The organism is Mesorhizobium sp. M1163, from assembly GCF_040318415.1.
Taxonomy (GTDB): domain Bacteria; phylum Pseudomonadota; class Alphaproteobacteria; order Rhizobiales; family Rhizobiaceae; genus Mesorhizobium.
In genome coordinates this window covers 17,757-36,459 of record NZ_JAMYMF010000047.1, presented here as the reverse complement: position 1 = coordinate 36,459, position 18,703 = coordinate 17,757, and the positions used below count along the sequence as shown (strand labels likewise).

The 18,703-nt window shown below is 62.7% G+C and carries 18 protein-coding genes; all 18 read left to right on the top strand.

Annotation, left to right across the window (positions count from 1 at the left end; translation table 11 throughout):
• The first annotated feature begins 46 nt into the window (after window positions 1-46).
• A complete protein-coding gene (locus tag NKH43_RS31375) occupies window positions 47-412 on the top strand; it encodes an NADH-quinone oxidoreductase subunit A (protein WP_023720750.1) in 366 nt (121 codons plus the stop codon).
• On the top strand, window positions 403-984 hold the full coding sequence (locus tag NKH43_RS31370; protein WP_023720749.1) for a NuoB/complex I 20 kDa subunit family protein: 582 nt from the start codon (window positions 403-405) through the stop codon (window positions 982-984). The genes NKH43_RS31375 and NKH43_RS31370 overlap by 10 nt, the downstream gene beginning before the upstream one ends.
• A gap of 5 nt (window positions 985-989) precedes the next feature.
• Window positions 990-1,592, top strand: a complete 603-nt coding sequence (locus NKH43_RS31365; RefSeq protein ID WP_023720748.1) for an NADH-quinone oxidoreductase subunit C — start codon at window positions 990-992, stop codon at window positions 1,590-1,592.
• A complete protein-coding gene (locus tag NKH43_RS31360; RefSeq protein WP_023720747.1) occupies window positions 1,593-2,783 on the top strand; it encodes an NADH-quinone oxidoreductase subunit D in 1,191 nt (396 codons plus the stop codon).
• A complete protein-coding gene (locus NKH43_RS31355; RefSeq protein WP_023720746.1) occupies window positions 2,780-3,187 on the top strand; it encodes a hypothetical protein in 408 nt (135 codons plus the stop codon). The genes NKH43_RS31360 and NKH43_RS31355 overlap by 4 nt, the downstream gene beginning before the upstream one ends.
• A 35-nt stretch (window positions 3,188-3,222) precedes the next feature.
• Window positions 3,223-4,278: an NADH-quinone oxidoreductase subunit NuoE gene (gene nuoE, locus NKH43_RS31350; RefSeq protein ID WP_023720745.1), complete on the top strand. Its 1,056-nt coding sequence runs from the start codon at window positions 3,223-3,225 to the stop codon at window positions 4,276-4,278.
• A gap of 10 nt (window positions 4,279-4,288) precedes the next feature.
• A complete protein-coding gene (gene nuoF, locus NKH43_RS31345) occupies window positions 4,289-5,593 on the top strand; it encodes an NADH-quinone oxidoreductase subunit NuoF (protein WP_023720744.1) in 1,305 nt (434 codons plus the stop codon).
• Window positions 5,594-5,671: 78 nt separating this feature from the next.
• Window positions 5,672-6,367 (top strand): helix-hairpin-helix domain-containing protein, encoded by a 696-nt coding sequence (locus NKH43_RS31340; protein ID WP_352861443.1) that lies wholly within the window; start codon window positions 5,672-5,674, stop codon window positions 6,365-6,367.
• Between the two features lie 74 nt (window positions 6,368-6,441).
• Window positions 6,442-8,523: an NADH-quinone oxidoreductase subunit NuoG gene (gene nuoG / locus NKH43_RS31335; RefSeq protein ID WP_352861441.1), complete on the top strand. Its 2,082-nt coding sequence runs from the start codon at window positions 6,442-6,444 to the stop codon at window positions 8,521-8,523.
• A 2-nt stretch (window positions 8,524-8,525) separates the two neighbouring features.
• Entirely contained in the window at window positions 8,526-9,569 is a 1,044-nt protein-coding gene (gene nuoH / locus NKH43_RS31330) for an NADH-quinone oxidoreductase subunit NuoH (RefSeq protein ID WP_352483051.1), read from the top strand.
• The gene (gene nuoI, locus NKH43_RS31325) at window positions 9,569-10,060 is read left to right on the top strand and encodes an NADH-quinone oxidoreductase subunit NuoI (RefSeq protein ID WP_023676622.1); all 492 of its coding nucleotides are present in this window, start codon (window positions 9,569-9,571) and stop codon (window positions 10,058-10,060) included. Before nuoH ends, nuoI begins: the two co-directional genes overlap by 1 nt.
• A gap of 117 nt (window positions 10,061-10,177) precedes the next feature.
• Window positions 10,178-10,798, top strand: a complete 621-nt coding sequence (locus tag NKH43_RS31320) for an NADH-quinone oxidoreductase subunit J (RefSeq protein ID WP_352861439.1) — start codon at window positions 10,178-10,180, stop codon at window positions 10,796-10,798.
• Between the two features lies 1 nt (window position 10,799).
• Entirely contained in the window at window positions 10,800-11,108 is a 309-nt protein-coding gene (gene nuoK, locus NKH43_RS31315; protein ID WP_023676620.1) for an NADH-quinone oxidoreductase subunit NuoK, read from the top strand.
• A 10-nt stretch (window positions 11,109-11,118) separates the two neighbouring features.
• Window positions 11,119-13,092: an NADH-quinone oxidoreductase subunit L gene (gene nuoL, locus NKH43_RS31310; RefSeq protein ID WP_352861437.1), complete on the top strand. Its 1,974-nt coding sequence runs from the start codon at window positions 11,119-11,121 to the stop codon at window positions 13,090-13,092.
• Window positions 13,092-14,597: an NADH-quinone oxidoreductase subunit M gene (locus tag NKH43_RS31305; protein WP_352861435.1), complete on the top strand. Its 1,506-nt coding sequence runs from the start codon at window positions 13,092-13,094 to the stop codon at window positions 14,595-14,597. Before nuoL ends, NKH43_RS31305 begins: the two co-directional genes overlap by 1 nt.
• Window positions 14,598-14,615: 18 nt before the next feature.
• On the top strand, window positions 14,616-16,052 hold the full coding sequence (gene nuoN / locus NKH43_RS31300) for an NADH-quinone oxidoreductase subunit NuoN (protein ID WP_023720737.1): 1,437 nt from the start codon (window positions 14,616-14,618) through the stop codon (window positions 16,050-16,052).
• 4 nt (window positions 16,053-16,056) lie between these two features.
• Complete coding sequence (locus NKH43_RS31295) at window positions 16,057-16,878, top strand: biotin--[acetyl-CoA-carboxylase] ligase (protein WP_352861434.1); 822 nt, start codon at window positions 16,057-16,059, stop codon at window positions 16,876-16,878.
• A gap of 84 nt (window positions 16,879-16,962) precedes the next feature.
• Window positions 16,963-18,633, top strand: a complete 1,671-nt coding sequence (locus NKH43_RS31290) for a ribonuclease J (protein ID WP_352861433.1) — start codon at window positions 16,963-16,965, stop codon at window positions 18,631-18,633.
• Window positions 18,634-18,703: the final 70 nt, after the last annotated feature.

The following is an 18,703-nucleotide window of genomic DNA, read 5'->3' as shown; positions in this document are numbered from 1 at the left end:
CGGTGCTGTAATCAGAGTGGATTGGCCGCCAACGGAAAACTGCAGCATGAACGCACTTTTAGGTTCGTACCTGCCCATCGTCCTGTTCATCGGCGTGGCGCTGGTCGTCGGCCTGGCGCTGCTCGCCGCACCGTTCCTGGTGGCTTACCGCAACCCCGATCCGGAAAAGCTTTCCGCCTATGAGTGCGGCTTCAACTCGTTCGACGACGCCCGCATGAAGTTCGACATCCGCTTCTACCTGGTGTCGATCCTGTTCATCATCTTCGATCTGGAGGTGGCCTTCCTGTTTCCTTGGGCAGTGTCGTTCAGTCAGATCGGCATGCTCGGTTTCTGGTCGATGATGGTGTTTTTGGCGGTGCTGACCATCGGCTTTGCCTATGAATGGAAAAAAGGAGCGCTGGAATGGGATTGAACGACAGTTCCGGCACGCTCGTCGCGCCGAAGCCCAAGGGCCTCATCGACCCCAACACCGGCAGACCGGTGGGGGAGGATGATCCGTTCTTCCTGGAGATCAACAACGAACTCGCCGACAAGGGTTTTCTCGTCACTTCGACCGAGGCGCTGATCACCTGGGCGCGCAGCGGCTCGTTGATGTTCATGACCTTTGGCCTCGCCTGCTGCGCCGTCGAGATGATCCACACCTCGATGCCACGCTACGACAGCGAGCGTTTCGGTGTCGCGCCGCGCGCGTCTCCGCGCCAGTCCGACATCATGATCGTCGCCGGCACGCTGACCAACAAGATGGCGCCGGCGCTGCGCAAGGTCTACGACCAGATGCCGGAGCCGCGCTACGTCATCTCGATGGGCTCCTGTGCCAATGGCGGCGGCTATTATCATTATTCCTATTCGGTGGTGCGCGGCTGCGACCGCATCGTGCCGGTCGACATCTACGTGCCCGGCTGCCCACCGAGCGCTGAAGCGCTGCTCTACGGCATCCTTCTGCTGCAGAAGAAGATCCGCCGCACCGGCACGATCGAACGGTGAGCGGCATGACCCAGGCGTTGAATGACCTCTCGACCTATCTTGGCGAGAAGCTGACCGGCCGGATCGGCGAAGCGGTGCTCGCCTATGGCGAACTCACTATCTCGGTCGAGCCGCGCGACCTGATCGAGGTGGTGACCTTCCTGCGCGACGACCCGAAATGCCAGTTCATTTCGATCATCGACGTTTGCGGCGCAGATTATCCGTCGCGGGCAAAGCGCTTCGACGTGGTCTATCACCTGCTGTCGCCGAGGCAGAATATCCGCATCCGCATCAAGGTCCAGGCCGACGAAGAGACGCTGGTGCCGTCGATCACCGGCATATATCCCGGCGCGGACTGGTTCGAGCGCGAGACCTACGACCTCTATGGCGTGCTGTTTTCGGGCCATCCCGATCTGCGCCGGATCCTGACCGACTACGGCTTCGAGGGCCATCCGCTGCGCAAGGACTTTCCGCTGACCGGCTTCGTCGAGGTGCGCTACGACGACGAAGCCAAGCGCGTCATCTACGAGCCGGTCGAGCTCAAGCAGGAATTCCGCAATTTCGATTTTCTGTCTCCGTGGGAAGGTACGGATTACGTGCTTCCGGGAGATGAGAAGGCAAAGCAGTAAATGGCTGAAACCTCCGTTCGCAACTTCAATATCAATTTCGGCCCGCAACACCCTGCTGCGCATGGCGTTTTGCGCCTTGTGCTGGAGCTTGACGGAGAAGTCGTCGATCGCGTCGATCCGCATATCGGGCTTTTGCATCGCGGCACGGAAAAGCTGATCGAGCACAAGACTTATCTGCAGGCCGTGCCCTATCTCGACCGGCTCGACTATTGCGCGCCGATGAACCAGGAGCATGCCTTTGCGCTCGCCGCCGAGCGGCTGCTCGGTATCGAGGTGCCGAAGCGCGGGCAGCTTATTCGAGTTCTCTACTCCGAGATCGGCCGCATTATGTCGCACATCCTCAATGTGACGACGCAGGCGATGGATGTCGGCGCGCTGACGCCGCCGCTCTGGGGTTTTGTCGAGCGCGAAAAGCTGATGGTGTTCTATGAGCGCGCCTCGGGCTCGCGCATGCACGCGGCCTATTTCCGGCCGGGCGGCGTCCACCAGGACCTGCCGCAGAAGCTGATCGAGGACATCGGCAAGTGGATCGACCCGTTCCTGAAGTCGGTCGACGACCTCGACGCGCTTTTGACCGGCAACCGCATCTTCAAGCAGCGCAATGTCGACATCGCTACCGTCTCCCTGGCCGACGCTTGGGCCTGGGGCTTTTCCGGCGTCATGGTGCGCGGCTCGGGTGCGCCGTGGGATCTGCGCAAATCGCAGCCCTACGAATGCTATGCCGAGCTGGACTTCGACATTCCGATCGGCAAGAACGGCGACTGCTTCGACCGTTATCTGGTGCGTATGGAAGAGATGCGGCAGTCGGCGAAAATCATGCGCCAGTGCGTCGACCTGTTGCTCGGTAAGGAGGGCAGCGGGCCGGTGTCTAACCTCGACGGCAAGGTGGTGCCGCCGAAGCGCGCGGCGATGAAGCGCTCGATGGAAGCGCTGATCCATCACTTCAAGCTCTACACCGAAGGCTACCGCGTTCCGGCCGGCGAGGTCTATGCCGCGGTCGAGGCGCCGAAGGGCGAGTTCGGTGTCTATCTCGTCTCCGACGGCACCAACAAGCCCTACCGCTGCAAGCTGCGCGCCCCCGGCTTTGCGCATCTGCAAGCGATGGACTTTTTGTGCCGCGGCCACATGTTGGCCGACGTCACCGCCGTTCTCGGCTCCCTCGACATCGTGTTTGGTGAGGTCGATCGGTGAATCGCATTCTGAGCCTCACGTTAATCGTCATTGCTGTCGCAATGCACCCTGCATATGCAATCGAGTGCGGAGCCTCTATCGATGCTTCCGATCTTGTGAAGCAGCACTTCAAGCTGAGCTACGTCACGCTTGGCATGCAAGAAAGTGCGACAGCAGAATCCGCCGATGTCGATGCTTTCTATTTCAAGAGAGATACATGCGAGTGTAGCGTCGCAGCGCCGGATGGCGCGAGTTTCTCTAAGGCGGAGGTATCGGCAGCCGCTTCCGGCAAAACAGGGTTCGCGCGGCTTGTTGCTCGCTTGGCTGGTAAATCCGGCGTTTGCCCGCCTGTCATGACAAATTCGCCGACTTTCCAATGTTTCGACGGTACGGCGAAACTTTGTAAGGAGGCCGCAGCAAGATGACGAACCTATACGTCTTTGGTGAGGTCGATCGCTAAATGTCAGTCCGCCGTCTCGCAGAAGCCAGCCTCCAGCCAGCCTCCTTCGCCTTCAACCGGGCGAATGCGGCAGCGGCGAAGCAGTGGATCAAGAAATATCCGAAGGGGCGCGAGCAATCCGCGATCATCCCCTTGCTGATGCTGGCGCAGGAGCAGGAAGGCTGGGTGACCAAGGCGGCGATCGAGACGATCTCCGACATGCTCGGCATGCCCTATATTCGCGGGCTAGAAGTCGCCACCTTCTATACGCAATACCAGCTCAATCCGGTCGGCACCCGCGCGCATGTCCAGGTCTGCGGCACCACGCCCTGCATGCTGCGCGGCTCGGAATCGCTGATGGATGTGTGCCGCTCGAAGATCCATCACGACCAGTTCCACACCAACGACAAGGGCACGCTGTCGTGGGAGGAGGTCGAATGCCTCGGCGCCTGCGTCAACGCACCGATGGTTATGGTCTTCAAGGACACATACGAGGATTTGACGCCGGAGCGGCTTGCCGAGATCATCGACCTCTATGACGCCGGCAAGGGTGCTTCGGTGACGCCAGGACCGCAAAACGGCCGCGTCACCTCAGAGCCGGCCAGTGGCCTGACGACCCTCAAGAGTGAAAAGGCGATCCTCAAGGTAACCCGCGACCGGGAAACCAAGGCGGCGACCAAGGCGGGGCCGGCGACTGCCGCCGCAGCACCAGTTCCGTCTGCGGCTTCGACCGCGCCTGCACCGGCGCCGGTTGCGCCCTCGAATGCCAGCAAGCCGAAGACCGACGCGGTCGAGACCAGCCCGGCGCTGAAATCGCCGTCGGCGACAAAAGTCGCGCCCGCGGCGGAAAAGGCGGCGAGCGTTGCAGCGCCGCTGCATTCGGCCGCCAATGCCAACAAGGCCGAGTCGCAGGTCGAGGACGTCTCGAAACAGCGCAAAGGCCCCAAGAACAAGGCCGAGCCGGCGTCTGCTTTCAAAGCGCCGGAGGCCAAGGTTAAACCGGCGAAGGCCGCCGCCAAGGCGGCCAAGCCGTCGCCCGGAAACAAGAGCCGGCCGACCGGCAAGAAGCCGGTCTGAGGAACGAGCAATGCTTCAGGACAGAGACCGCATCTTCAACAACATCTACGGCCGCTTCGACAAGTCGCTGGCCGGCGCCATGGCGCGCGGTGCCTGGGACAACACGCCCGGCATCATCGCCAAGGGGCGCGAGTGGATCGTCAACGAGATGAAGGCCAGCGGCCTGCGCGGACGTGGCGGCGCCGGCTTCCCGACTGGGCTGAAATGGTCGTTCATGCCCAAGCAAAGCGACGGCCGGCCGAGCTATCTCGTCGTCAATGCCGATGAATCCGAGCCCGGCACCTGCAAGGACCGCGACATACTGCGCCATGACCCGCACACGCTGGTCGAGGGCTGCCTGATTGCCGGCTTCGCCATGGGCGCGGTCGCCGCCTACATCTATGTGCGCGGCGAGTTCATCCGCGAGCGCGAGGCGCTGCAACGCGCCATCGACGAGGCCTATGCGGCCAAGCTGATCGGCAAGAACAACACCTCCGGCTACGATTTCGACATCTACATGCATCATGGCGCCGGCGCCTATATCTGCGGCGAGGAAACGGCGCTGCTCGAAAGCCTCGAGGGCAAGAAGGGCCAGCCACGGCTTAAGCCGCCATTTCCGGCCAATGTCGGCCTCTATGGCTGCCCGACGACGGTCAACAATGTCGAGTCCATCGCCGTCGCGCCGACCATCCTGCGCCGCGGTGCCGCCTGGTTCTCGTCCTTCGGCCGGCCCAACAATGTCGGCACCAAGCTGTTCTGCATCTCCGGCCACGTCAACAATCCGTGCACCGTCGAAGAGGCGATGTCGATCCCGTTCCGCGAGCTGATCGAGACGCATTGCGGCGGCATTCGTGGCGGCTGGGATAATCTGCTGGCGGTCATTCCGGGCGGAGCGTCGGTGCCGCTGGTGCCGGCCGAGCAGATCATCGACGCGCCGATGGATTTCGACGCGCTGCGCGACCTGAAATCGGGCCTCGGCACGGCAGCTGTCATCGTCATGGACAAATCGACCGATATCGTGAAAGCGATCGCGCGGCTTTCCTATTTCTACAAGCACGAAAGCTGCGGCCAGTGCACGCCCTGCCGTGAGGGCACCGGCTGGATGTGGCGGGTGATGGAACGGCTGGTGCGCGGCGAGGCGCAGAAGCGCGAGATCGACATGCTGCTCGATGTGACCAAGCAGGTCGAGGGCCACACGATCTGTGCGCTTGGCGACGCGGCGGCATGGCCGATCCAGGGCCTGATGCGACATTTCCGCGGCGAGGTGGAGCGGCGCATCGACGAGTTTTCGCGCAACGCACACCGCGCCGAACCGGTGCTGGCGGCGGCAGAATAGAAGAATTCAAAAATGCGGGCGAATGTCCGAGACGAGGAAACGAGCGCGGGGCAGACGGAAACGACCAGGAGACCACCTATGTCGCTGTTTTCGACACCCGACGATTTTACGCCCGATATGGACCCGTTGTTGAAGATGAACCAGGATCTGACCAGGATGATGCCGAAGGAGATGGCCAATGCCGTCAATCTCCTGGCGCATCCTGTCGCGAGTGCGGCGGCGATGGCGGCACTCGGCATCGGTCTTGCCAACCACGCCTTTGGCATCTGGATGGGAGTGCTTTCGGGCGCGGCCGAGACCTCGCAGCGGCTTTGGCAGCCGGTCGCCGAGGATTTCGAGGCCCGGACGGAACGCTTTTCCGCGACCGGTAAAAGCTCCTCGACAAAGGCGCGCGCAGCGACCAAAACCCTGATTGCCGAGGCGCAGTCCTTCGCCAACGATGTGACCGACATTGCGACGAGCACCGCGGCGCGGAGCTTGGCGAATGCGAGCACCGTTGCAGCGGACGCGTCGGCCGGGCTGATGCCGGAAGATTTCAAGCAGCCCAAGCCGATGGACCGGCCAGCCGAGCCGGCTGATCTCAAGGCGATATCAGGCATCGGGCCGAAACTGGAAAAGGTGCTGAACGGCCTTGGCATCTGGACATACGCCCAGATTGCCGCGTGGACGCCGCAAGAGATCGCCTGGATCGAAGACTACCTGTCGTTGAAGGGCCGTATCGGCCGTGACGGCTGGATCGGTCAGGCGGCCGCGTTGGCCGGGGTCAAAAAGTGAATTCAATATCGTGCGCGGTCTCGGCTGTGTCCGGAAGGAAAGATTGCGGAACGTCCGCAGGGGTTTGAGGCGAAATGGCAAAGCTCAAGGTCGACGGGAAAGAGATCACTGTACCCGACCACTACACGCTGCTGCAGGCGGCCGAGGACGCCGGCGCGGAAGTGCCGCGCTTCTGCTTCCATGAGCGGCTGTCGATCGCCGGCAATTGCCGCATGTGCCTGATCGAGGTGAAGGGCGGCCCGCCCAAGCCGCAGGCGTCGTGCGCCATGGGTGTGCGCGACCTGCGCCCCGGCCCGAATGGCGAGCCGCCGGAAATCTTCACCAACACGCCGATGGTTAAGAAGGCGCGCGAAGGCGTGATGGAATTCCTGCTGATCAACCATCCGCTGGATTGCCCGATCTGCGATCAGGGCGGCGAGTGCGACCTGCAGGACCAGGCGATGGCGTTCGGCGTCGATTCCTCGCGCTACCACGAGAACAAGCGGGCGGTCGAAGACAAGTATATCGGGCCGCTGGTCAAGACCATCATGAACCGCTGCATCCATTGCACGCGCTGCGTCCGTTTCACCACCGAGATTGCCGGCATATCGGAACTCGGTCTGATCGGCCGCGGCGAGGATGCCGAGATCACCACCTATCTCGAAAGCGCGATGACTTCGGAACTGCAGGGCAATGTCATCGACCTTTGCCCGGTCGGTGCGCTGACTTCCAAACCCTACGCCTTCCAGGCACGGCCGTGGGAACTGACTAAGACAGAATCCATCGACGTGATGGACTCCGTTGGTTCGGCGATCCGCGTCGATAGCCGAGGCCGCGAAGTGATGCGCATCCTGCCGCGTACCAACGAGGCGGTGAATGAGGAATGGATTTCCGACAAGACCCGCTTCATCTGGGACGGCTTGCGCACGCAGCGCCTCGACCGGCCCTATGTGCGCAAGGATGGCAGACTGGCGCCGGCAAGCTGGGCCGAGGCTTTTGCCGCGATCAAGGAAGCGGTGTCGAATGCGGCACCCGAAAAGATCGGTGCCATTGCCGGCGATCTTGCCGCCGTCGAGGAGATCTACGCGCTGAAGCTTCTGATGGCTTCGCTCGGCTCGAAGAACACCGACTGCCGCCAGGACGGTGCCGCACTCGATCCGTCGCTCGGCCGGGCGAGCTATATGTTCAACCCGACCATCGAAGGCATCGAACAGGCCGATGCGGTGCTGATCATCGGCGCCAATCCGCGCTTCGAGGCGTCCTTGCTCAACGCCCGCATCCGCAAGCGCTGGCGGGCCGGCAATCTGCCGGTCGGCGTCATCGGCGATGTCGGCGATACGCGCTATGATTACGAGCAGCTCGGCGCCGGGCCGGAATCGCTGAAGGATCTTGCCGACGGCAACGGCAAGTTCTTCCAGCTGCTGAAGAAGGCGACGCATCCGCTGATCATCGTCGGCCAGGGTGCGCTGGCGCGTCCGGACGGCGCGGCCGTGCTTGGCCAGGCGGCGAAGCTCGCCGTCGCCGTCAACGCCGCAAGGGCCGACTGGAACGGTTTTGCCGTGCTGCACACCGCGGCGGCCCGGGTCGGCGGCCTCGATGTCGGCTTTGTGCCGGGCGAGGGCGGCAGGAACGTCGCCGGCATGCTGGGCGAGACCGACGTGCTGTTCCTGCTCAGCGCCGACGAGATCGATATGGCCAAGACCGGCGGCGCTTTCGTCGTCTATATCGGCACGCATGGCGACAAGGGCGCGCACCGCGCCAACGTCATCCTGCCGGGTGCCGCCTATACCGAAAAGTCGGGCACCTTCGTCAACACCGAAGGCCGCGTGCAGCAGACCAACCGGGCCGGCTTTGCGCCCGGCGAAGCACGCGAGGACTGGGCGATCCTTCGGGCACTGTCGGATGTGCTCGGCAAGAAGCTGCCGTTCGATTCGCTGCCGCAATTGCGCGCAAAGCTCTATGCGGAATACCCGCATCTTGCCCGCATCGACCATGTCGCGGCCGGCGACCCGGCCGACATCGCCAGGGTGGCCAAGCTCGGCGGGCGGCTGAACAAGGGCACCTTCACCTCGCCGGTCAAGGATTTCTACCTGACCAACCCGATCGCGCGGGCTTCCGCGGTGATGGCCGAGTGCTCGGCTTTGGCGAAGAACGGCTTCAGGCAGGCGGCGGAGTAGACATGGACACTTTCTTCTCCTTCTATGTGCTGCCGGCGCTGCTGATCCTTTTGAAGTCGGTCGTGCTGATCGTCGTTCTGTTGATCTTCGTCGCCTATGTGCTTTACGCCGACCGCAAGATCTGGGCGGCGGTGCAATTGCGTCGCGGCCCGAACGTCGTCGGCCCGTGGGGCACGCTGCAGGCCTTCGCCGATCTGCTGAAATTCGTTTTCAAGGAGCCGGTGATTCCGTCCGGCGCCAACAAGGGCGTCTTCCTGCTGGCGCCGCTGGTGTCGGCGGTGCTTGCGATCTCAGCCTGGGCGGTCATCCCGGTCAATGAGGGCTGGGCGATCGCCAACGTCAATGTCGGCATCCTCTATGTCTTCGCCATCTCCTCGCTCGAGGTCTATGGCGTGATCATGGGCGGCTGGGCGTCCAATTCGAAATACCCGTTCCTCGGTGCGCTGCGCTCGGCGGCGCAGATGGTGTCCTACGAAGTCTCCATCGGTTTCGTCATCGTCACCGTGCTGCTTTGCGTCGGCTCGCTCAACCTGACCGATATCGTTTTGTCGCAGCAGGATGGGCTGGGCACGAGGATCGGCCTGCCCAATACCTTCCTCGACTGGCATTGGCTGTCCCTGTTTCCGATGTTCATCGTTTTCTTCATCTCGGCGCTGGCGGAAACCAACCGTCCGCCCTTCGACCTCGTGGAAGCCGAATCGGAACTCGTCGCCGGCCATATGGTCGAATATTCCTCGACGCCGTTCCTGTTGTTCTTCCTGGGCGAATATGTCGCCGTCGTCCTGATGTGCGCACTGGCCACCATCCTGTTCCTTGGCGGCTGGCTGCCGCCCTTCAATTTCGCGCCGTTCACCTGGGTGCCGGGGCTGATCTGGTTCGTGCTCAAGGTCTGCCTGGTGTTCTTCATGTTCTCGATGGTGAAGGCGTTCGTGCCGCGCTATCGCTACGACCAGCTGATGCGGCTCGGCTGGAAGGTCTTCCTGCCGATCTCGCTGTTCATGGTGGTCGCCACCGCCGCCTTCCTCAAGATCACGGGGTTTGCCTGATGTCAGCATTGTCCCAGGCCGCCAAGTCACTGCTATTGCAGGATTTCGTCAGTGCTTTCTTCCTGTCGATGCGCCAGTTCTTCGCGCCGAAGGAGACGATCAATTATCCGCATGAGAAGGGGCCGGTCAGCCCGCGCTTCCGTGGCGAACATGCGCTGCGCCGCTATCCGAACGGCGAGGAACGTTGCATCGCCTGCAAATTGTGCGAGGCGATCTGCCCGGCGCAGGCCATTACCATCGAAGCCGGCCCGCGCCGCAATGACGGCACGCGGCGCACCGTGCGCTACGACATCGACATGGTGAAATGCATTTATTGCGGCTTCTGCCAGGAAGCCTGCCCGGTCGACGCTATCGTCGAGGGGCCGAATTTCGAATTCGCGACGGAGACGCGCGAGGAGCTTTATTACGACAAGGACAGGCTTCTGGCCAATGGCGACCGCTGGGAGCGTGAGCTGGCGCGCAACATCTCGCTGGATGCGCCTTACCGCTGATATTTGACGCATGGACGGGGCGAGGGGCCTCGTTTAAGGAACACGCAACTTGCCGACCGGAGGCGGTGGCAAAAAACAGGACGAACGTCCTGTTCGGACAGGAAACCCGGGGAACCCATGCTGAGTGGACTAGAGGCGGCCTTTTTCTACCTCTTCGCCTTTGTCGCGGTGGCATCGGCGTTCATGGTCATTTCGGCGCGCAATCCCGTGCATTCGGTGCTGTTCCTGATCCTGACCTTCTTCAACGCCGCCGGCCTGTTCATGCTGACCGGCGCCGAGTTCCTGGCGATGATCCTGCTCGTCGTCTATGTCGGCGCGGTTATGGTGCTGTTCCTGTTCGTCGTGATGATGCTCGACGTCGATTTCGCCGAGATGAAGGAAGGCGCCCTGCAATACGCGCCGATCGGCGCGCTGGTCGGCCTGATCCTGGCAGCGGAGTTGATCATCGTGCTCGGCGGCTACACATTTGCGCCGAAACTGGCGGCGACGGTTTCGAAGCCCATCCCGGACCTGGCCGCGCGCTCCAACACGGCGGCGCTCGGCGACATCCTCTATACGGATTACCTCTATTACTTCCAGGTGGCGGGGCTGGTGCTGCTGGTCGCCATGATCGGCGCCATCGTGCTGACGCTGCGCCACAAGCCGGGCGTCAAGCGGCAGTCGATCGCCGCCCAGGTCGGCCGCACGCCGATAACCGGAGTGGAAATCCGCAAGGTCAAGACGGGCGAAGGAGTCTGAGATGGTCGTCGGCATCGCGCACTACCTGACCGTATCGGCGATCCTGTTCACGCTCGGCGTGTTCGGCATCTTCCTGAACCGTAGGAACGTCATCGTCATCCTGATGTCGATCGAGCTGATCCTGCTTGCGGTCAACATCAATTTCGTCGCCTTTTCGGCGGCGCTCGGCGATCTGGTCGGCCAGGTGTTCGCACTGTTCGTGCTGACCGTCGCGGCGGCCGAGGCGGCGATCGGCCTTGCCATTCTCGTCGTCTTCTTCCGCAACCGCGGCTCGATCGCGGTTGAAGACGTGAACATGATGAAGGGTTGACGGAACCACCATGTATCAGGCCATCGTCTTCCTTCCGCTGCTCGGCTTCCTGATCGTCGGCCTGTTCGGCACCTCGCTCGGCGCCAAGGCTTCCGAATACATCACCTCCGGCTTCCTGGTGATCGCGGCTGTGCTGTCGTGGGTCGCCTTCTTCTCGGTCGGCTTCGGCGGCGGCGAGGTGTTCACCGTGCCGGTGATGCGCTGGATCCAGTCGGGAGGCCTCGAAGCGTCGTGGGCGCTGCGGATCGACACGCTGACCGTAGTGATGCTGGTCGTCGTCAATACGGTGTCGGCGCTGGTCCATATCTACTCGATCGGCTACATGCATCACGACCCGGACCGGCCCCGCTTCTTCGCTTATCTGTCGCTGTTCACCTTCGCCATGCTGATGCTGGTGACGGCCGACAACCTCGTGCAGATGTTCTTCGGCTGGGAAGGTGTCGGTCTGGCCTCCTATCTGCTGATCGGCTTCTGGTACAAGAAGCCGTCGGCCAATGCGGCTGCGATCAAGGCCTTCGTCGTCAACCGCGTCGGCGATTTCGGCTTCGCGCTTGGCATATTCGGCGTGTTCGTGCTTTTCGGCTCGGTCAATCTCGGCACCATCTTCGCCAATGCGGCGACGTTCATTCCGGCCGAAGGCGCGCAGCAGGGTCCGGCCGTACTGACCTTCCTCGGCTATGCGCTTGATAAGCAAGCCGCGATGACAGTCGTCTGCCTGCTCCTGTTCATGGGCGCCATGGGCAAGTCGGCGCAGGTGCCGCTGCACACCTGGCTGCCGGATGCCATGGAAGGCCCGACGCCGGTCTCGGCGCTGATCCATGCCGCCACCATGGTGACGGCAGGCGTGTTCATGCTGGCGCGGCTGTCGCCGCTGTTCGAGCTGTCGCATTCGGCGCTGACCGTGGTCACCTTCATCGGCGCCTTCACCGCCTTCTTCGCGGCGACAGTTGGCCTCGTCCAGAACGACATCAAGCGTGTCATCGCCTATTCGACCTGTTCGCAGCTCGGCTACATGTTCGTGGCGCTCGGCGTCGGCGCCTATGGCGCGGCGATCTTCCATCTGTTCACGCACGCCTTCTTCAAGGCGCTACTGTTCCTCGGCTCGGGTTCGGTCATCCACGCCGTCTCCGACGAGCAGGACATGCGCAAGATGGGCGGCCTGAGGACGCTCATCCCGACGACCTACTGGATGATGGTGATCGGCACGTTGGCGTTGACCGGCGTCGGCATCCCGGTGACGATCATCGGCACGGCCGGTTTCTTCTCCAAGGACGCCATCATCGAAGCCGCTTTTGCCAGCCACAATGCGGTCGCCGGGTTTGCCTTCATATTGCTGGTCGTTGCCGCCTGCTTCACCTCCTTCTATTCCTGGCGGCTGATCTTCATGACCTTCCATGGCGAGCCGCGGGCCAGCCATGAGGTGATGCACCATGTCCATGAATCGCCGCCGGTCATGCTGGTGCCGCTGTTCATCCTGGCGGCAGGCGCCCTGTTCGCCGGCGTGATCTTCCACGGCGCCTTCATCGGCGAGGGCTATGCCGAATTCTGGAAGATGTCGCTGTTCACGCTGCCTGACAACCACATCCTGCACGAGATCCACGAACTGCCGCTTTGGGTCGAGCTCGCGCCGTTCATCGCCATGCTGATCGGCTTTGCGATAGCCTGGCAATTCTACATTCGCGCGCCGGAAATGCCTCGGAGCGTCGCGGCCAACCATCGCCTGCTCTATGCCTTCCTGCTCAACAAATGGTATTTCGACGAGCTCTACGACTTCCTGTTCGTGCGGCCGGCAAAGCGCCTCGGCAGCTTCCTGTGGAAGACCGGCGACGGCACTATCATCGACGGGCTCGGGCCGGACGGCATCTCGGCGCGCGTCGTCGACGTCACCAACCGCGTCGTCAAGCTGCAGACCGGCTATCTCTATCACTATGCCTTCGCCATGCTGATCGGCGTTGCCGCACTCGTCACCTGGATGATGCTCTGATGACCGCCTGGCCGATCCTATCGCTGGTCACCTTCCTGCCGTTGGTTGGTGTGTTGCTCATCCTTTTCGTGCGTGACGACAGCGACAATGCGCGCCGCAACATCCGCGCCATTGCGCTGTTCACGACCGCCTTCACCTTCGTGGTTTCGCTGTTCATCTGGACCGGCTTCGACAATTCGCAGCCCGGCTTCCAGTTCGTCGAGAAGTTTGCCTGGCTGGATTCCGGCATCTCCTACCATATGGGCGTAGACGGCATCTCCATGCTGTTCGTCATCCTGACCACCTTCCTGATGCCGCTCTGCATCCTCGCTTCGTGGGAATCGATCGAGAAGCGCGTCAAGGCTTACATGATCGCCTTCCTGTTGCTCGAGACGCTGATGATCGGCGTGTTCTGCGCGCTCGACATCGTCTTGTTCTACGTCTTCTTCGAAGCCGGCCTGATCCCGATGTTCATCATCATCGGCGTGTGGGGCGGCAAGCGGCGCGTCTATGCCTCGTTCAAGTTCTTCCTCTATACGCTGGCCGGCTCGGTGCTGATGCTGCTCGCCATCATGGCGATGTTCTTCCAGTCCGGCACCACCGACATCCCGACGCTTCTGACCCACAACTTCCCGGCCAATATGCAGACCTGGCTATGGCTTGCCTTCTTCGCTTCCTTTGCGGTGAAGATGCCGATGTGGCCGGTGCATACCTGGCTGCCGGACGCCCATGTCGAAGCGCCGACGGCCGGCTCGGTGATCCTGGCCGCCATCCTGCTCAAGATGGGCGGCTACGGCTTCCTGCGTTTTTCGCTGCCGATGTTTCCGATCGCCTCCGAAATGTTCGCGCCGCTGATCTTCGCGCTCTCCGTCGTCGCCATCATCTACACCTCGCTGGTGGCGCTGATGCAGGAGGACATGAAGAAGCTGATCGCCTATTCGTCGGTCGCTCACATGGGCTTCGTCACCATGGGCATCTTCGCGATGAACCAGGAAGGCGTGCAGGGCTCGATCTTCCAGATGCTGTCGCACGGCCTGGTCTCAGGCGCGCTGTTCCTCTGCGTCGGCGTCGTCTACGACCGCATGCACACGCGTGACATCGACGCCTATGGCGGGTTGGTCAACAACATGCCGAAATATGCAACCGTGTTCATGATCTTCACCATGGCCAATGTCGGTCTGCCCGGCACCAGCGGCTTCGTCGGCGAGTTCCTGACCATGCTCGGCGTGTTCCGGGTCAACACCTGGGTGGCGTTCTTCGCCGCCACCGGCGTCATCCTGTCGGCGGCCTATGCGCTCTGGCTCTACCGCAAGGTGATCTTCGGCGCACTGACCAAGGAAAGCCTGAAAGGACTGCTCGACCTGTCGACACGCGAGAAGGTGATCATCTATCCGCTGGTCGCGCTGGTCATTTTCTTCGGCGTCTATCCGGCGCCGATCTTCGACGCGACGGCCGAATCGGTCAAGGCGCTCGTTACCAATGTCACTGCATCCATCGGCGCCGCGCAGACCGCGGCGGCGAACTGACTGGGGGTTTTGCGAACCATGACGCCGGACCTTCTCTCCAGCCTGTCGCTCTCGACGCCAGAGCTGATCCTCGCCATCGGCGCCTTGGCGCTGTTGATGCTCGGCGCCTATTCGCGCGCCAACACCACCGTCACAGTGAGCGGCCTTGCCGTCGCCGTGCTGGTGATCGCTGGCGCCTGGCTGATCTTTTCCCCGGGGCAGGGCAACGCCTATGGCGAAGCCTTCATCCAGGATCCGTTCGCCCGCTTCATGAAGGTGTTGGCGCTAATCGGCTCGGCGGTGACGCTGGTCATGTCGGTCCGCTTTGCCCAGGCGGAGCATTTCGACAAGTTCGAATATCCGGTGCTGATCCTGCTCTGCACGCTCGGCATGATGCTGATGATCTCGGCCAACGGCATGATCGGGCTCTATCTCGGCCTCGAGCTGCAGTCGCTGGCGATCTACGTGCTGGCGGCGATCAACCGCGACAGTCTGCGCTCGACCGAGGCCGGCCTGAAGTATTTCGTCCTTGGCGCGCTGTCTTCGGGCATGCTGCTTTACGGCATCTCGCTGGTCTACGGCTACACCGGCAATACCGGCTTCCAGGAGATCGCCGCGGCGCTGAGCGGCGGCGAGCGCCAGCTCGGCCTCGTCTTCGGCCTGGTTTTCGTGCTGGCCGGCCTTGCCTTCAAGATCTCGGCGGTGCCGTTCCATATGTGGACGCCCGACGTCTATGAAGGTGCGCCGACGCCGGTGACGGCTTTTCTGGCGGCGGCACCCAAAATGGCGGCGATGGCGCTGATGGTGCGCGTCACCATGGGCGCCTTCAAGCCGATCGCCGCCGACTGGCAGCAGATCATCGTCTTCATCTCGATCGCGTCGATGGCGCTCGGCGCCTTTGCGGCGATCGGCCAGACCAACATCAAGCGGCTGATGGCCTATTCCTCCATCGGCCATATGGGCTATGCGCTGGTCGGCCTTGCCGCCAACAGCCAGGACGGCGTGCGCGGCGTCGCCATCTACATGCTGATCTACCTGGTGATGACGCTCGGCACCTTCGCCTTCATCCTCGCCATGCGGCGCAAGGAGGGCAATGTCGAGCAGATCAGCGATCTCGCCGGCCTGTCGGCGACCAACCCGATCATGGCGACGATCCTCACCATCCTGATGTTTTCGCTGGCCGGTATCCCGCCGCTCGCCGGCTTCTGGGGAAAATGGTACGTGTTCCTTGCCGCCATCAATGCCAATCTCTACGCGCTGGCGATCATCGGCGTGCTGGCCTCGGTGGTGGGCGCCTATTATTATCTGCGCATCATCAAGATCATGTGGTTCGACGAACCGGTCGGCGGCTTCGTTCCGATGGCGACCGAACTGCGCGTCGTGCTCGGCGTCTGCGGCGCCTTCGTGCTGTTCTATGTGCTGATCGGCGGCCCGATCGGAACCTATGCCGCTGCCGCAGCCAAGACCTTCTTCTGACGGAATGACATTCAGGCTGGCTCCAACCGCGGCTTCGGAAGGGTTCCGGCTCGAGGCGCACGACACGGTCGGCTCCACCAATGCGCTGGCGCTGGAGCACGCGCGGGCCGGCGATCCGGGCAAGCTCTGGGTCGTCTCAAAAAAGCAGGAAGCCGGGCGTGGCCGCCGTGGCCGCGCCTGGGCGACGCCCGAAGGCAATCTGGCAGCGACGCTGCTGGTGATCACCAACACCGAGCTTCGGCTTGCCGCGACGCTCGGCTTCGTTGCCGGACTGGCGCTGGCCGACGCGCTCGACGCTGTCGTGCCGAAGGGCAGGATCGCGATCGGCCTCGATGGTGCGAGCCAAGGCAAGAGCCGTTTCGAGCTGAAATGGCCGAACGATGTGCTTGCCTCGGGCGCCAAGCTCGCCGGCATCCTACTGGAATCGGCGATGCTGGAGGGGGGCCGTTCCGCAGTGGCTGTCGGCATCGGCGTCAATGTGGTGGGTTATCCCAGGGATTTGCCCTATCCAGCGACGTCGCTCAACGCGCTGGGGTCTGCTTGCGATGCCGAGACGCTGTTTCTGGCGCTGTCGGATGCATGGAGCGAGAATGCCCGGCTGTGGAACGAAGGGCGTGGGCTTGCCGCCGTCAGGCAGCGGTGGCTGGCGCGTGCGGCGGGGCTTGGCGGGCAGGTTGCTGTCAGAATTGACGGTAATGTGGTGCGCGGCACCTTCGAGACCATTGACGAGGACTGCCGTTTCGTGATCCGCGACGATGAAGGTTCGGTTCTGACGATCGCCGCCGGCGACGTGCATTTCGGCGCGGTTGCCTCGGCCGGCGGTTGACTGGCCAATACGTTTGACTGGCCTGTATTTGACCAGCTTGAATTTGACCGGCCCAAGAGTTTGACGGGCAAGGAAGGAAAGATCATGGCGAAAGCGGAAAACGCCGAACTTGTCTTCGTGCCGCTCGGCGGTGTCGGCGAGATCGGCATGAACTTCGCCCTCTACGGCTATGGCCCGGCCAATGCGCGCGAATGGATCGTCGTCGACGTCGGCGTCACCTTTCCCGATGCAACCCTGCCCGGCGTCGACCTGGTGCTGCCCGACACGCGCTTCATCGAGGAGAATGTCGCCAATCTGCGCGGCATCGTCATCACCCATGCGCATGAGGACCACTATGGTGCGCTGCACGACATCTGGCCGAAGCTCAAGGCGCCGGTCTGGATGACGCCGTTCAGCGCCGGCCTGCTGGAAGCCAAGCGGCAGGGCGAGCAAGGGGCGCCGAAGATCCCGGTGACGATCTACCGGGCCGGCGAGAAATTCACCGTCGGCCCGTTCGAGATCGAGGCCATCCCCGTCGCGCACTCCATTCCCGAGCCGATGTCGCTGGCGATCACCACTCCGGCCGGCGTCGTCATCCATACCGGCGACTGGAAGATCGATCCGGCGCCGACGGTGGGGCCGATGACCGACGAGTCACGCTTCCGCGCCTATGGCGACCAGGGCGTGCTGGCGCTGATCTGCGATTCCACCAATGCGCTGCGGGAAGGGGAATCGCCGTCCGAAGTGGCGGTGGGCGAGGGCATCAAGAGCGTCATCCAGAACGCCAAGGGCCGTGTCGCCGTCACCAGCTTCTCCTCCAATGTCGGGCGCATCGTCTCCATCGCCAAGGCAGCGCGGGATGCCGGCCGCCAGTGCCTGGTGCTTGGCCGCTCGATGAAGCGCGTCATCGATGTGGCTGATGAACTCGGCTATATGGACGGCTTGCCGGAATTCATCGCCGAGGAAGATTACGGCTTCATCCCGCGCGAAAACCTCGTCATCATCTGTACCGGCAGCCAGGGCGAGCCGCTTGCCGCACTCGCCAAGCTGTCGCGCGACGAGATGAAGTCGGTGGCGCTGACTGCCGGCGACACGGTGGTGTTTTCCTCGCGCACCATTCCCGGCAATGAGAAGGCGATCCTCGAGATCAAGAACCGCCTGATCGATCTCGGCATCAAGATCATTGAGGACGGCGATGCGCTGGTGCATGTCTCCGGTCATCCGCGCCGCAGCGAATTGCGCAAGATGTATGAATGGGTGCGGCCGCAGATCGGCGTTCCCGTGCATGGCGAGGCGGCGCATCTGGTGGCGCAGGGCTCGCTGATGTCGACGTCCGGCATCGGCCAGGTGGCGCAGGTGCGCGACGGCGACATGCTCAGGCTCTATCCGGGTGCGGCTGCGATCATCGACCAGGTGCCGTTCGGCCGCATCTACAAGGACGGAAGGCTGGTCGGCACCGACCAGGCGATGGGCATTCGCGACCGGCGCAAGCTGTCCTTCGCCGGCCACGTCGCCGTCAATGTCGTGCTCGACGACAAATACGAACTCGCCGGCGATCCCGATCTAGTCGCCATCGGCGTCGCCGAGGCCGATGGCAGCGGCGACAGCCTGGAAGACCTGATGATCGATGCGGCAATCGGCGCCGTGGACTCCATCCCCCGCCAGCGCCGAAAAGACCTCGACCTGGTCCAGGAGGCGGTGCGGCGCGCGGTGCGCGGCGCGGCCAACGAAGCCTGGGGCAAGAAGCCGCTGGTGACGGTGTTCGTCACGCGGTAAGGGAATAGGGGAGTAGGGCAGTACGGCAGTAGGGGAGAAAGTAGTTTTCCCTACTCCCATACTGCCCTAT